Raw genomic sequence first — 14,084 nt, forward strand, 5'->3', positions numbered from 1 at the left:
ATGACATTACTACCATGCGCTTGCAACGAGCAAGTAACCTTTACCCCAAATGGTTTTAATTTTTTCAGGGTGTTGTGGGTCGTCATTAAATTTTTTACGTAATGCTGATATAAGAACATCTACACTGCGATCAAGGCCGTCATACTCTCTGCCCTTCGTGGCTTTAAATACAGCATCGCGAGATACTACTTGGCCAGCATTAGAGGCTAAGTAACTCAGTAATAGATACTCAGCACTTGATATTGATTGTTCTACATTATTAACAAAAACATTGCGAGATTGAGTGTCAATTTTTAATGCACCTACCTCGATAATTAACGAGTCATTTTTTTGCTCTTTATTATCATGGCTCATACGCAACGCTGCTTTAATGCGAGCAAGCAATGCTCTGGGTCTCACCGGCTTTGTTATGTAATCACTAGCACCCACTTCAAGACCAATGACTTCATCCATCTCTTCGTCTCGAGCTGTGAGCATAATAATAGGCTTGTTATAAAATTGCCTTAGTTCGCGACAAATGCTAATGCCGTCTTGTCCTGGCAGCATTATGTCTAGCAAGATTAGATCAGGTGAAAACTGTTTAACCTGTTCAACAACAAGGTTGCCACGAGAGCAAATTTGAGTCGTGTAGCCTTGTTCAATTAAATACTCTGCCACCCATTGGGCAAGCGATGTATCATCTTCAACAAGTAAAATAGTGCCGTAATTATCCATAATTTTTCTCTTTTTTAAAACAATCGCCAGCGACGTTTTTTCTGACGGTTTTGATAAACCCATTGTAATTGAACGTGTGTTTTAGCAATGGTTTTGCCGCTATCACTGTTGATTAGCTCAAATGCAATTGCTTCAACAGAGTCAAAGGCATAATAAAATTGCCCTGATTTCTGTCTAAGCCAGCATTGCATGATGTGCTTTGATGTGGCGTCTCGTAGGCAATAATTACCTATTTCGGGACGCTGCCAGTTGATCTCAATATCAGCGTAGCAATTTCGTCCTTCACGTAACGCAACGCACGTGTCAGGTATAGCAACAAAATCACTCTGTTCTATTTGTTCAGCATATCCCGCTAATGGTTTAGTGCTTAACACGCATAAGAAAAGAGTGATTGTTCTAGAATACATATCGCACGCCTACCATGGCTTTGTGTTGATAACCTTGTGAAACGATAGGGCTATCAACTATTTCATTAGTGAACCAAGTTGATAGAACACCAGTTAGAAATACCCAATGCCGATTGAGTGGGTATTCTGCGTGAAATTCAAAAATAACGCTACCCGATGTGCCAGTTTCATAAATAGGTCTAGCAGGCGATGCTTCTTCAGGTGAAATACCAAAGTAATAATTTGTAAAATCATCAGAATAGGCACTAAATCCGACACCTGAGCGAAATTCCCAGTTTTTCCAAGGTAAAATATGACTGAAGAAAGTATTGATTACCCAGCTATTGTAAGCACCGGAAATATCATGGAGGTATTCAACCGAAATTTGAGAGTTTTCAAAACTACGTGTTAAACGTAGCCCTGTATTAAAGTCGTATTTACGACTGAGTATGCCAGCAAGCTCGTCAATTTTACTGTTGTTATAAAAATCCAAACCTGTTTCATCGAACCCAGCCTGAACGTTGGTGCCTAGAATGTCGAGTTCCCAATCAAAACGTTCTATTAAACTATACCCTATAATAAAACCGCCACTGAGTTGACTGTGGTCTATATCTAAATAGAAGCGTTCGTACGATATAGCTAAATTGAGATCAAGCTCTAAACCATCGCTGTAGGAGTCCATCCCGACCAAAAATGAATCTTCAATATAATAACCAGTACCTGCACTCCAGTCCCAAGCAAAGCCATTGGTTGGAATTAAAGTGTTATCTGCATAATATCGATTGCTCGCAACACTTGCATTACTCCAAAGACACGTAACTAGTAATATAAAAGTTAGAGAGCGTGCTTTGTTTAAAATTGGCAGCATTGCATTCCTTGTCAAAAAAGGTGGAGTAAGTAAATGTATTATATTGTCAAAGAGTTCCTTTTTTCTGTAAAAAAATGTAGCAAATTATGTTTACTCATTGAACTTTAATTTTATCGATTAAAATACTGCTTAAATAATATTGCATCATTGGTGTTAATGCACTGACTTCAGTCCGATTACATGGACCTTGAACCTTCGTTAAGCTGCTTATTTTACTGATTGTTTTGTAAGGGGGCGTAACAACTTTTTGGGTTGCACGTAGAAGACGCGCTTGCTCTGTATTTTGTTGATGGATAAATGATGCCACTTCAAGTTCGTTACTAATTATTTGTTCTTGTGAATAAGAATATATTAGAGGTTCGCGATGGAAGCTTGCGCTTTCGATGGCTGATTTACCAAACCACACGACATCACCCGATGCTCTGTGCGTTAAGCGCATACTAACGTCAGCACTAATTGTTGCACATTGTTGACTTGGATGGAGAAGTGAAACTTTCTCAAAGGTTGGTAATGGCGATTCAGGTGTGTCAATTTGATACTTGGTATCCTCAACAAAATTTAGCTCTAGTTGGTGTATTGACAAGGTGTAATCGCTAGTGCCTTTTGAAACAACATTGAGTTGTATTGCATTCAAAGCATCTGTAATCTGTGTATATAAAGTGTCGGTAACGCTTGTGTTATCTGCAATGATGCTCACTGTTTGATTGCGTTTAACTTTATGAGCTGGCAGTTGTACAGATTTTACTTTTGGTGACTGGTGTTCAGTTGAATAACTAATTTGATAATGTTGCGTTTTTAATAAAGGTTTTTGCGGCATTAATAAAGTGTCTGCAACAGGCGTTGGTGACGAAGTGCACGCGGCCGTTGTTAGTACAAGAAAAGCAATAATTATAAAGCGAATAAGCACGATAGACCCTTAAGAACATATTAATGGGAATATTGTACGTTAGTCTTGATAAAAGTTCATGTTATTATGCGCTAAGAAATTTCTTAATGTAGTTAAAATAATAAAAATGAAGTCATTAATGCCATTCTTTTTTTGTATTTTTTTATTACTTATTTCATATACATGCTCTGGTAAAGATACGCAGTGGGATAAGCTAATTGATGATTACAATACTCACCTGTCATACAAGTTAAAAAGCAAGGGTATACCCGGGGCAGCTTTATCTATTGTTTATGGGCAAGAGAATGAGTTTGTAAAAGGATATGGCGTTACAAAACTACACAAAGGTCAGCGAGTTGATGAAAATACTCGCTTTCGCTTAGCATCTGTGTCTAAAACATTCGCAGGTTCTCTCACTGCTAAGCTTGCCAATGAGAAGCGTTTTTCACTCGAAGACCCTGTTAGTAAATACATTCCAGAGTTTAGCAATACGAGTTATAAAAATAACTTAAAAGTTTACCATTTACTGAGTCACTCTGGTGGCCTTGTACCAAATGCGTATGATAATTTAATTGAATCACGAATGCGCTATCCCGATATTGTAGAAAAATTATTAAGTGTTGAGCCAATTTGTCGACCTGGTCAATGCTATGGTTATCAAAATGTGATGTTTAGTTTGGTTGATGAAGTCATTCAAGCGAGTACCCAGATGAGTTACTCACATTGGTTGAGTGAATTTATTTTTGCCCCATTACAAATGAATAATGCAAGTTTGGGGTTTGAAAATATGGTTATAGACAGTAACTATGCTCATCCCCATGTGAGAGGAAGAAAGCGATGGCATACAGCAAGACTTAAAAAAAACTATTATAAGGTACTTCCGGCGGCAGGGGTAAATGCCAGTGCGAGCGATATGGCAATTTGGTTAAAAGCACAACTGGGTTACTACCCAACCATTCTTTCGCCACAAGTACTCGCCAGTCAGGCAAGGCCTTATACGCATACAAAAAAAGAGTTACGTCGAAGAGTGTGGAAAAAACATTTAAAAGAGGCTTATTATGGCCTTGGCTGGCGAGTGTATAACTATGATGATGAAACGCTTTACTATCACAGTGGTTGGGTTCAAGGTTATCGCAGTGATTTAGTTATTATTCCACATTTAAATATTGGCTTCAGCTTAGTATTAAATGCAGAAACTGGGCTTATTAATGAGCTTACTACGGAGTTTATAAATCGTGTATTACGATTTAAACGCCAAAATTCATCATTAATGGAGAAAGGATGAGACATCTAATTATTTTTTTATTGTTTTGCACACACTTCGCACATGCAGAACCTGACAGTATTTATTTATTTCGTCATAGTGAAAAAGAAAAAGGGCCAAACCCGCACTTAACGCACGCAGGAAAACAAAGAGCCAGCCAGTTATCTTCTTTGATAGAAGGGAGCAAACCAGTCACCCTTTATAGCACTGATTACAATCGCACACTTGAAACAGCGAATGCGTTGGCTAAGGATCTCGGTGTAAAAGTGCAGGTCTATAATCCACGTGAACTAGTTCAGTTTACGCAAGATATTTTAATTCAATCAGGGACCATTATAATTGTAGGTCACAGCAATACGAGTGTTGAGCTTGCGGCTTTATTTTCTGAGTTGGCTGTCGATAAAATGGCAGAGTCAGAGTTTTCACGCTATTTTTTACTTCAGCGCACAGGTCAAAATTATCATTTAAGTGATTTACAGATGACTTTTGAGTAATAGGTGCACATTCATTTACAATTTTAATCTGAATAATCAGTAAGCATAAAAAAACCAGCTAAAGCTGGTTTTTTTTTTAGAAATAAAAATTAATTACGCGGTAATTGAATCTTTTTCTCTTCACTTTGACGGTATAGCACAATTGTATGCCCGATAGTTTGCAGCTTCTCTGCACCGGTCTCACGTACAATTGCTTCAAAAATCAATGCTTTAGTTTCACGGTCGTCAGTAGGTACTTTTACTTTAATCAGTTCGTGAATTTCTAAAGCGCTTTGAATTTCAACGACAACGCCTTCAGTTAAACCGTTTGATCCAAGAAGAACCACTGGCTTTAGAGAGTGTGCTTGACCTTTTAAAAACTGCTTTTGTTTGTTCGATAATTTCATGTTGTTACAAATTTTGCTGAATATGGCTTGAATTAAGGGTATTCTAACGCCATCTAGAGAATATTACTAATTAGTTGCGTGTTAATTTATGACAAATAAAAAACATTCAGCCAGTTCACAGCGATGGTTGAAGGAACATTTTGATGATCCTTACGTTCACGAAGCCCAAAAGAAAGGTTGGCGCTCTCGTGCGATTTTCAAACTTGATGAAATTCAAAATAAAGATAAATTACTACGCCCAGCAATGACCGTGGTAGATTTAGGTGCAGCACCGGGTAGTTGGTCACAGTATTTAGCTGATAAAGTTGGCACCAAAGGCCAAGTTGTTGCCTGTGATATATTACCAATGGATTCCCTTGCCGGGGTCGACTTTTTACAAGGAGATTTTAGAGAGGAAGCGGTGCTTGATGCGTTGTTAAATCGTATCGGAGGTAAAAATGTAGACGTGGTGCTTTCAGATATGGCACCAAATATGAGTGGAAATAGCTCCGTTGACCAAGCCGGTAGTATGTATTTAGTGGAATTAGCACTTGATATGTGCAACCAAGTACTTAAGAAAAATGGCGCGTTTATTGTGAAAGTTTTCCAAGGCGAAGGTTTTGATCAATATTTGCAAGATGTACGTAATAGTTTTAAAACAGTGAAGATACGCAAACCCGACGCCTCACGTGCTCGTTCTCGCGAAGTATATATAGTAGCGACAGGCTACAAACTGTAGTACAGTTGTCTGGCGTTAAGTTGAATTTAAATTAATTGGATACAAGAGGTTAACACCTTGAGCGATATGGCGAAAAATCTAATACTCTGGCTGGTTATTGCAGTTGTGCTGATGTCAGTATTTCAGAGCTTTAATGGTGGCGATCAAGTTGATCGTCAAACAAGTTACACTCAATTTGTAAAAGATGCTCGTAACGGTGTTTTACAAGAAGTGGCAATCGAAAGTAACAGTGGAACAATTACTGGTACTAAGACAAATGGTGAGCGTTTTCAAACCATTATGCCTATTTATGATAAAGATATTTTAAATGATTTGCTTAAAAGTGACGTAAATGTGAAAGGGGTCAAACCTGAAGAACAATCGTTTTTAGCAAGTATTTTAATTTCTTGGTTCCCAATGCTGTTGCTAATTGGAGTATGGATCTTTTTCATGCGTCAAATGCAAGGCGGTGGTGGAAAAGGCGCGATGTCGTTTGGTAAAAGCAAAGCTCGCTTAATGAGTGAAGACCAAGTCAAAACAACGTTTGCAGATGTCGCTGGTTGCGATGAAGCAAAAGATGATGTAACTGAATTGGTTGACTTTTTACGTGACCCGTCAAAATTCCAAAAATTGGGTGGTAGTATTCCCAAGGGCGTCTTAATGGTGGGCCCCCCTGGTACTGGTAAAACCTTGCTTGCCAAGGCTGTTGCTGGTGAAGCCAAAGTCCCGTTCTTTACCATTTCAGGCTCTGATTTTGTAGAGATGTTTGTCGGTGTAGGTGCGTCGCGTGTGCGCGATATGTTTGAACAAGCTAAAAAAGCTGCGCCATGTATTATCTTCATTGATGAGATTGATGCTGTTGGTCGTAAACGTGGTGCAGGCATGGGTGGCGGACATGATGAGCGTGAGCAAACACTAAACCAAATGCTAGTCGAAATGGATGGTTTTGAAGGCAATGAAGGTATTATTGTTATCGCTGCGACTAACCGCCCAGACGTTCTTGACCCTGCGCTACTGCGTCCAGGTCGTTTTGACCGTCAGGTTGTAGTAGGCCTTCCAGATATCCGTGGTCGCGAACAGATCTTAAAAGTGCATATGCGCAAAGTGCCATTGGGTGATAACGTTGAAGCTGCTGTGATAGCGCGTGGTACACCAGGTTTCTCTGGTGCAGACTTAGCAAATTTAGTTAACGAAGCTGCGCTTTATGCTGCTCGTGGTAACAAACGTGTTGTAAGTATGGCTGAATTTGACGCCGCTAAAGATAAAATCATGATGGGTGCTGAGCGCAAGACCATGGTGATGAGCGAGCAAGAAAAAGAGATGACGGCATACCACGAAGCAGGTCATGCAATTGTTGGTCGCCTAGTACCAGAGCATGACCCCGTTTATAAAGTATCAATTATCCCTCGAGGAAGAGCGCTGGGTGTAACGATGTACTTACCTGAACAAGATCGCGTAAGTCATTCAAAAGAGTTGTTGGAATCAATGATTTCAAGCCTATATGGTGGCAGGATTGCAGAAGCATTGATTTACGGTGAAGATAAAGTGACTACGGGTGCCAGTAACGATATTGAACGTGCAACAGATATTGCTCGCAAAATGGTCACTCAGTGGGGGTTAAGCGAGAAGTTAGGTCCATTACTTTATGCTGAAGATCAAAATGAAATGTACATGGGTGGCGGCGGTGGCCGTGCTATGAGCATGTCAGATGAAACCGCGAAAGTAATTGATACCGAAGTTCGTTTATTCTCTGATAGAAATTATCAGCGTGCCGAAGATATTTTGAAAGAAAACATCGATATATTACATTCGATGAAAGACGCATTAATGAAGTATGAAACAATTGATGCAAAACAAATTGATGACCTAATGGCACGTCAACCTGTTCGTGAGCCGCGTGATGCACATGATAGGCGTGATACTAACGAGAAAAAAACAGAGGCTAAAACTGAATCAGTTGTTAAAGATCAAGATTCATCACAAAAAGATGAAACAAACCTTGATGATAAAGCTGAATAATAGTTAAAATAGCTTACCTAAAAACCCCGGGCTTCCGGGGTTTTTTGTATTTAAAGAATATCAATGCAATGGATGTATTGAAGGTGATAAATGGCCACAGTTAACTTACCACGGGGTCGTACACTGCACCTCGGCTCCCCGTTAATTATGGGGATATTAAACGTTACTCCTGACTCATTCTCAGATGGAGGGCGCTTCTACCAGACAGACAGCGCTGTCATTCAAGCGCAAACATTATTAACAGACGGTGCAACCATACTCGACATTGGTGGTGAATCAACGCGTCCTGGTGCGCCTGATGTCTCACTTGATGAAGAGCTAAATCGAGTTATTCCGGCAATCAAAGCAATTCGCAGCCATTCAGATACCGTGTTGAGTGACTGTGTTATTTCAATCGATACGAGTAAAAGCGAAGTAATGCGCCAAGCTTTATTGGCCGGCGCCGACATGATAAATGACGTACGTGCTTTGCAAGAGCCGGGCGCTCTGGATGTTGCTTCCAAATTTGATGATATTGCGATTTGTCTTATGCATATGCAAGGTCAACCAAGAACCATGCAAAGCAATCCTCAGTATGATGATTTAATGACAGATATTAATCGCTTCTTTATGCAACGAGTAAGTGTGTGTGAAGGCGCCGGTATAAAACGTGAACAACTTATCCTTGATCCTGGTTTTGGATTTGGTAAAAGCATGGCTCACAATTACGAATTATTAAAACGATTTGGTGAATTTAACCTCTTTGATTTACCTGTTTTAGCTGGATTATCTCGTAAATCAATGATTGGTAATTTATTAAATAGAAATACTAAAGAGCGACTGGCTGGTAGTTTAGCTGGTGCGCTTATCGCTGCGCAAAATGGCGCAAAAATCATTCGTGTACATGATGTAAAAGAAACTGCAGATGTGCTTGCTGTTTGGCAGGCTTGCGAACAAGGAATATCTAATGAGCAATAGAAAATATTTTGGTACTGACGGTGTAAGAGGAATGGTTGGGGAGTATCCGATCACTCCAGAATTCGCTCTAAAATTAGGCTGGGCTGCCGGGCGAGTGTTGTCAGCGAAAGGCACTAAAAAAGTAATTATCGGTAAAGATACGCGTATATCTGGTTATATGTTAGAGACGTCATTAGAGGCAGGTTTAATCGCTGCGGGTATCGATGTTGTTTTATTAGGCCCAATGCCGACACCGGCTGTAGCATACCTCGCACAAACATTTCGTGCCGAGGCGGGCATTGTGATCAGTGCCTCGCACAATCCATACCACGACAATGGTATTAAGTTTTTCTGTGGTCGAGGTTTAAAATTAGGTGATGATGTTGAGCTTCAAATAGAAGCAATGCTTGATGAACCAATGACATGTGTTGCCTCTGATAAACTTGGTAAAGCCAAGCGTTTAGAAAGTGCTGATGGACGTTATATTGAGTTTTGTAAAAGCCAGTTCCCACAGGGCTTATCACTTGAAGGTTTAAAGATTGTTTTAGATTGTGCCAATGGAGCAACTTACCACATAGCGCCTTCTGTTATGCGTGAGTTAGGTGCTGATATTATCTGCCATGCGTGTGAACCAAATGGGGTAAACATCAATTTAGAGTGCGGTGCAACACATGTAGATGCACTAAAGCGTAAGGTGCTTGAACACAATGCCGATGTGGGTATTGCCTACGATGGTGATGGCGATCGCGTAATGATGGTTGACCACAACGGGCGTGTTTTTGATGGTGATGACATTGTTTACATTATCGCTTGCCAAGCAGCGCAAGATGATATGTTAGGTGGAGGTGTTGTTGGTACCGTCATGTCAAATATGGGCCTTGAAAACGCATTAAAAGCCAAAGGTATTGATTTCGAAAGAAGTAAAGTGGGCGACCGTTATGTTATGGAGTTGCTTCAGCAAAAAGGATGGAAAATCGGTGGTGAAAGCTCTGGTCACGTACTCAATTTAGACTTAATAAGTACTGGAGACGGTATCATTTCGAGCTTGCAGGTTTTAGCCGCAATGGTTGCGCAAAACCGTACGTTAAAAGATTTAGGGGCAGGTTTCACTAAATACCCAATGAAAATGATTAATGTACGTTATAAAGCGGGAACAGATCCTACGCAAGCGCCTGAAGTCATTGCTGCTGTTGCAGAAGTTGAAGCGAAGCTAGCAGATAAAGGACGCGTTTTGCTACGTAAATCAGGCACTGAGCCAGTAGTTCGCGTTATGGTCGAGGCCGAAGAAGAAAAAATAGTTCTTGATAGTGCTCGCAAAATTGCTGATGTTGTCGAATCTATGAGCAAACAAACTGATTAAGAACAATAACCTCTTGTAACTTTGGGCGAGTCGAGTTACTATCTCGCCCGCTTTCTAATCTGGAGTGGAAAAATGGCATTACGTAAGCCGATGGTAGCTGGGAACTGGAAAATGAATGGCTCTTTAGAGCTCGTTAAACAGTTATCTAATGCAGTTAAAAACGTAGAATCAACAGATTTAGACGTTGTAATATTTCCACCTTACCCGTTGTTAACTTCGCTTGTAGCGAGTGGTATAACAACCGGTTCGCAAACAGTATCTGAGAATAAGCCTGGGGCATTCACTGGTGAAGTCGACGCACAGTTAATTAAAGACTTAGGCGCTGGTTATACACTGGTTGGCCACTCCGAGCGCCGTAGTATATATGGTGAAAGCAATGACACAGTTGCCAAAAAGTTCGCTCGAGCACAGCAAGTTGGGTTAACACCTATTCTTTGTGTTGGTGAAAGTGAACAGCAACGTGAGCAAGAACAAACTGAACAGGTAGTTGCTGCTCAAATTGATGCAGTAATTAACGAATTAGGTCTAGCAGCACTGAAAGATTCTGTGGTAGCATACGAGCCCGTTTGGGCCATTGGCACAGGTAAGACTGCATCGCCTGAACAAGCACAACATGTGCATAAGTTTATCCGTGATAAAATTGCAAATTTAAATAGCGATTTAGCACAAGGGCTGACCATCCTTTATGGTGGCAGCGTTAATGAAAAAAATAGCGAATTATTATTTGCACAACCAGATATAGACGGCGGCCTTATTGGCGGCGCTAGTCTAAAAGCAGATTCATTTACTGCAATCTGTGAAAGTGCAAAAGGGACCGTATAAGATGTACGAAATTTTATTAGTAGTTTATTTAGTTATCGCATTGGCACTTGTTGGCATGGTTTTAATCCAGCAAGGTAAAGGCGCGGATATGGGCTCTTCGTTCGGAGCTGGCGCATCTGGAACAGTATTCGGTTCATCGGGTGCAGGTAACTTTATGACAAAAACAACCACTACATTAGCAACAATATTTTTTGTGTTAAGTATAGTGTTAGGTAATTTAACTGCGAATCAAATCAAAAAAAGTGATGAGTGGGAAAACTTAGAAGCAGCTCCTGCAGTTGAGACCATTTCTCCTGCAGCTGATGATGTGCCGGTAACGTCTAATGAGAAGTCTGACGTACCTAACTAAGATAGATTAAAACGTTAAGCGATTTACAATCCTCAAGTAAATCATTAAGCTTAATAAACAAAGCGAAAGCTTTAAAAATGCGGTTGTGGTGGAATTGGTAGACACGCTACCTTGAGGGGGTAGTGCTTTAGGGCGTGGGGGTTCAAGTCCCCCCAACCGCACCATATTTTAAAACCAGTAACAGAGATGTTACTGGTTTTTTGTTTCTAGCGTCAAAAAACACATACTCTCCCGTGTATCCCTTTATCAATAGTGAATCTTAACTACCTTTCTAGTCTGCGCCTTTATTCTATAAAATGTAATGTTACGCCTACTCGCTATGTTTCCGAATTTAAATATGAATCTATCCGGATGACGGCGTATAAATTGACTTCAACCTTCCTAAAATCTGAAACAGTGAGTGTGAAAAACACGTCATTTTTTGCTTAATGTTTAACTATAAGCTAATGTGTTTATTAACATAAAAATTTTAACAAGACTGATTTATTACGTTTGTAGAATAATTTATAAAGCAGGCTCTTCTTTGGCCGCTTTATGAAACATGCGTTTTTTCGAACATGATATAAATAAGCCAATGTAGTTTAGAGTTTATATCGAATTATGAAAGAATCATTGTTAACTAATAGGTACACTCAGACACATTAGATAAAGTAATACATGTTATGAAAAAGCTATATAAATTAAAAATATAGTTAATGATTTGGGCTTTTAGGCCGATAATACACTCAGTTATAAAAATAGTAAGGTACTTCGAATGGCGTCAAGTATGTCTTTTCAAAATATCAGCATCACAAAAAAAATCCATGCAATTACCAGTATTGCTGTTATTGCATTTGTTGTGATCGTATTGATAAATTACGTTGCCATGGATGACAACCGCGGTTCTTTGGATGAGTTAGAAAAAACCTCATATCAGGTAGTAAAGTTAACCTCTTCCAATGTTGTGCTGTTAGAAAAACTTGATGAGCTTTATACACAGGCTGTGACCTTCGGCGAGCAGGAGCTTGTCGACAAAGCAACAGATACATACAAAAAGTTAATACAGAACATTGATAGGATCACGGGGATTAGTAATAACTATATTGATAGTAAAGTACGGGGTCAGCTCGATAATTACTCAACTATTTCATCTCAAATAGCAGTGGGTATGATAGATGGGACCGCTGACTTTAGTAAAATACAGCAACAGGCTCAAACCAAGACGCAAATTTATACCTCAGTATTAAAAAGCTTTAAAGACGCTCAAGAACGTGCAGATGATCGCTTCTTTGAGTTAGTTAAAAATACCAAGGCCCGTTCAGATAACGCATTAACCTTAATGCTTGTTGTATCGTTAGTGTCATTATCTCTTTTACTATTTATGGCAGTATGGATTGCTCGAGGAATTGGTGCAGCTGCTAGTGATGCAGCAGATAACCTACGTTTACTGGGTGAAGGTAAAGGCTCTTTAAGTACCCAGTTGACAGTGCGTTCGGAAGACGAAATAGGTCAAGTTGCAATTAACTTTAATACCTTTATTACTTTGCTGAGAGGCTCTGTACTGGACGTCATGTCAGTGTGTGAGCCTCTGATGGAAAACTCCACGCGTTTAGTGCAAGGTATGGAGCAAGCTGAAAGAGCGACAAGCAAGCAGACGTCTGATGCTGAAGTTGTAAAGCAATCAATGGAGGAAATGAAACAGAGCGTAGGCGATATTTCTCAATCAGCGGCAAATGCGTCCCGTGCAGCCCAAACAGCTGAGCAAGAAGTTGAGCAAAGTCGTAGCCAGATTCAAACCGCTGTTTCAGAGTCTCAAACCTTAAGTAATGAAATAAATCATGCGGCTACAACAATCAATAAGTTAGCGGATGATACTAAAAATGTGACGCAAATTTTGAATGTAATAACAGCCATAGCAGAGCAGACTAATTTACTTGCTTTAAATGCAGCAATTGAGGCTGCTCGTGCTGGTGAACAGGGACGTGGTTTTGCTGTTGTTGCCGATGAAGTAAGGGAGCTTGCCTCTCGTACTGCGAAGTCGACGAATGAAATTCGTGAGTTATTAAATACGTTGACTAGTGCGGCTAATGAGTCAGTCAGTGCAATGACCTCAGCCAGAGATATGGCAACAAATAATGCAACGGCTGCTGAAAATACCGGGATATCCATAGAAAAGATTGCTGAACAGATGCTTGAAATTAATGGTATGAACTCGCAAATTGCAGCTGCAACCGAGGAGCAAACTTCAGTGGCAGCGATGGTAGTTGATAACGTATCTAATATGCACATGTCATTCGAAGATACAATGCAGTCTTTAGCTGCGGTGAGAGATGTTGCTAAGAACCTTCATTACCTATCAGACAACCTCTTGGATGCAACGGCAAAGTTCAAAGTTGAATAGTGGTCCAAGTCGCTGGTATGTTTTATAAATGTATTTGGTGATGAGTGAATCACCGGATAGATGTAAAAAACCACCGAGTTTGTCGGTGGTTTTTTTATGGCCTATCAGTAGGTCTAAAACTTACCAATCACTTTTACGCTATCCGTAACTTTTGCACTGTCAATATATCCAATGCCATCTTTGTTGCTGCTGACAAAGTCAATGACAGCTTGGTCGTTGCTTAATTTTTCTGGCGGTGTGCCTTTTCCTGTGAATACCAGTTTAGACCAGTAAGCATTTAGCTGACTACCTGATTTACCAACCACTTTATCGTTAAACTCGTCCGCAACACTGTTACCATCTTGATTTACAGGGTTCACTTTCATTCCATCATCAAACGATTTGCTCTTACCTAAATAAATCTTTTTGATTGCATTGGCATCGAGTTGATTTGAATTTGCAGGGTTTACGATAACAGCAACTTCAGCGAATGCGTGTAACGAACATAGAGTTAATGCGGTAGTTAAAAATAATTTTTTCATCA

The 14,084-nt window shown here is 40.0% G+C and carries 15 protein-coding genes and 1 tRNA gene; 10 read left to right on the plus strand and 6 right to left on the minus strand.

Annotated features, from left to right (window positions below; translation table 11 throughout):
* Positions 1-9: 9 nt before the first annotated feature.
* From ATS75_RS07525 to ATS75_RS07540, 4 genes are all read right to left on the minus strand, one after another.
* Complete coding sequence (locus tag ATS75_RS07525; protein WP_058559830.1) at positions 10-714, minus strand: response regulator transcription factor; 705 nt, start codon at positions 712-714, stop codon at positions 10-12.
* Positions 715-728: 14 nt separating this feature from the next.
* Positions 729-1,121 (minus strand): DUF3019 domain-containing protein, encoded by a 393-nt coding sequence (locus tag ATS75_RS07530; RefSeq protein ID WP_058559831.1) that lies wholly within the window; start codon positions 1,119-1,121, stop codon positions 729-731.
* A complete protein-coding gene (locus tag ATS75_RS07535) occupies positions 1,111-1,968 on the minus strand; it encodes a MipA/OmpV family protein (protein WP_058559832.1) in 858 nt (285 codons plus the stop codon). Before ATS75_RS07535 ends, ATS75_RS07530 begins: the two co-directional genes overlap by 11 nt.
* Before the next feature lie 94 nt (positions 1,969-2,062).
* A complete protein-coding gene (locus ATS75_RS07540) occupies positions 2,063-2,869 on the minus strand; it encodes a hypothetical protein (RefSeq protein ID WP_058559939.1) in 807 nt (268 codons plus the stop codon).
* 112 nt (positions 2,870-2,981) lie between these two features.
* Between ATS75_RS07540 and ATS75_RS07545 the strand changes: the two genes are divergently transcribed.
* Both ATS75_RS07545 and ATS75_RS07550 read left to right on the plus strand, forming a co-directional pair.
* On the plus strand, positions 2,982-4,139 hold the full coding sequence (locus ATS75_RS07545; RefSeq protein ID WP_082665433.1) for a serine hydrolase domain-containing protein: 1,158 nt from the start codon (positions 2,982-2,984) through the stop codon (positions 4,137-4,139).
* Positions 4,136-4,612 carry a histidine phosphatase family protein gene (locus tag ATS75_RS07550; protein WP_058559833.1) on the plus strand — a complete coding sequence of 159 codons (477 nt, stop codon included), beginning with the start codon at positions 4,136-4,138 and terminating at the stop codon, positions 4,610-4,612. Before ATS75_RS07545 ends, ATS75_RS07550 begins: the two co-directional genes overlap by 4 nt.
* A gap of 89 nt (positions 4,613-4,701) precedes the next feature.
* Here the strand turns inward: ATS75_RS07550 and yhbY are convergent, their stop codons facing one another.
* A complete protein-coding gene (gene yhbY / locus ATS75_RS07555; protein WP_058559834.1) occupies positions 4,702-4,998 on the minus strand; it encodes a ribosome assembly RNA-binding protein YhbY in 297 nt (98 codons plus the stop codon).
* Between the two features lie 88 nt (positions 4,999-5,086).
* Here yhbY and rlmE point away from each other — a divergent pair, with 88 nt between their 5' ends.
* The 8 genes from rlmE to ATS75_RS07595 all read left to right on the plus strand — a co-directional run bounded on the left by rlmE (position 5,087) and on the right by ATS75_RS07595 (position 13,561).
* Entirely contained in the window at positions 5,087-5,716 is a 630-nt protein-coding gene (gene rlmE, locus ATS75_RS07560; protein WP_058559835.1) for a 23S rRNA (uridine(2552)-2'-O)-methyltransferase RlmE, read from the plus strand.
* Between the two features lie 66 nt (positions 5,717-5,782).
* A complete protein-coding gene (gene ftsH / locus ATS75_RS07565) occupies positions 5,783-7,714 on the plus strand; it encodes an ATP-dependent zinc metalloprotease FtsH (RefSeq protein WP_058559836.1) in 1,932 nt (643 codons plus the stop codon).
* A gap of 90 nt (positions 7,715-7,804) precedes the next feature.
* Positions 7,805-8,671 carry a dihydropteroate synthase gene (folP, locus tag ATS75_RS07570; RefSeq protein ID WP_058559837.1) on the plus strand — a complete coding sequence of 289 codons (867 nt, stop codon included), beginning with the start codon at positions 7,805-7,807 and terminating at the stop codon, positions 8,669-8,671.
* The gene (gene glmM, locus ATS75_RS07575) at positions 8,661-10,010 is read left to right on the plus strand and encodes a phosphoglucosamine mutase (RefSeq protein ID WP_058559838.1); all 1,350 of its coding nucleotides are present in this window, start codon (positions 8,661-8,663) and stop codon (positions 10,008-10,010) included. The genes folP and glmM overlap by 11 nt, the downstream gene beginning before the upstream one ends.
* Before the next feature lie 72 nt (positions 10,011-10,082).
* Positions 10,083-10,832: a triose-phosphate isomerase gene (tpiA, locus tag ATS75_RS07580; protein ID WP_058559839.1), complete on the plus strand. Its 750-nt coding sequence runs from the start codon at positions 10,083-10,085 to the stop codon at positions 10,830-10,832.
* A 1-nt stretch (position 10,833) separates the two neighbouring features.
* Positions 10,834-11,181 (plus strand): preprotein translocase subunit SecG, encoded by a 348-nt coding sequence (secG, locus tag ATS75_RS07585; protein ID WP_058559840.1) that lies wholly within the window; start codon positions 10,834-10,836, stop codon positions 11,179-11,181.
* A 79-nt stretch (positions 11,182-11,260) separates the two neighbouring features.
* Positions 11,261-11,345 (plus strand) — tRNA-Leu (locus ATS75_RS07590).
* A 590-nt stretch (positions 11,346-11,935) separates the two neighbouring features.
* Positions 11,936-13,561, plus strand: a complete 1,626-nt coding sequence (locus tag ATS75_RS07595; RefSeq protein WP_058559841.1) for a methyl-accepting chemotaxis protein — start codon at positions 11,936-11,938, stop codon at positions 13,559-13,561.
* Positions 13,562-13,674: 113 nt separating this feature from the next.
* Here the strand turns inward: ATS75_RS07595 and ATS75_RS07600 are convergent, their stop codons facing one another.
* Complete coding sequence (locus ATS75_RS07600) at positions 13,675-14,082, minus strand: hypothetical protein (RefSeq protein WP_058559842.1); 408 nt, start codon at positions 14,080-14,082, stop codon at positions 13,675-13,677.
* Positions 14,083-14,084: the final 2 nt, after the last annotated feature.

The sequence above is a fragment of the Pseudoalteromonas sp. H105 genome, from assembly GCF_001469215.1.
Lineage (GTDB): Bacteria > Pseudomonadota > Gammaproteobacteria > Enterobacterales > Alteromonadaceae > Pseudoalteromonas.

Bases quoted from the DNA above. Each gene is read 5' to 3' on its own strand.
- ATS75_RS07525 (WP_058559830.1), bottom strand. From the start codon at position 714: ATGGATAATTACGGCACTATTTTACTTGTTGAAGATGATACATCGCTT.
- ATS75_RS07530 (WP_058559831.1), bottom strand. From the start codon at position 1,121: ATGTATTCTAGAACAATCACTCTTTTCTTATGCGTGTTAAGCACTAAA.
- ATS75_RS07535 (WP_058559832.1), bottom strand. From the start codon at position 1,968: ATGCTGCCAATTTTAAACAAAGCACGCTCTCTAACTTTTATATTACTA.
- ATS75_RS07545 (WP_082665433.1), top strand. From the start codon at position 2,982: ATGAAGTCATTAATGCCATTCTTTTTTTGTATTTTTTTATTACTTATT.
- ATS75_RS07550 (WP_058559833.1), top strand. From the start codon at position 4,136: ATGAGACATCTAATTATTTTTTTATTGTTTTGCACACACTTCGCACAT.
- yhbY (WP_058559834.1), bottom strand. From the start codon at position 4,998: ATGAAATTATCGAACAAACAAAAGCAGTTTTTAAAAGGTCAAGCACAC.
- rlmE (WP_058559835.1), top strand. From the start codon at position 5,087: ATGACAAATAAAAAACATTCAGCCAGTTCACAGCGATGGTTGAAGGAA.
- ftsH (WP_058559836.1), top strand. From the start codon at position 5,783: ATGGCGAAAAATCTAATACTCTGGCTGGTTATTGCAGTTGTGCTGATG.
- folP (WP_058559837.1), top strand. From the start codon at position 7,805: ATGGCCACAGTTAACTTACCACGGGGTCGTACACTGCACCTCGGCTCC.
- glmM (WP_058559838.1), top strand. From the start codon at position 8,661: ATGAGCAATAGAAAATATTTTGGTACTGACGGTGTAAGAGGAATGGTT.
- tpiA (WP_058559839.1), top strand. From the start codon at position 10,083: ATGGCATTACGTAAGCCGATGGTAGCTGGGAACTGGAAAATGAATGGC.
- secG (WP_058559840.1), top strand. From the start codon at position 10,834: ATGTACGAAATTTTATTAGTAGTTTATTTAGTTATCGCATTGGCACTT.
- ATS75_RS07595 (WP_058559841.1), top strand. From the start codon at position 11,936: ATGGCGTCAAGTATGTCTTTTCAAAATATCAGCATCACAAAAAAAATC.
- ATS75_RS07600 (WP_058559842.1), bottom strand. From the start codon at position 14,082: ATGAAAAAATTATTTTTAACTACCGCATTAACTCTATGTTCGTTACAC.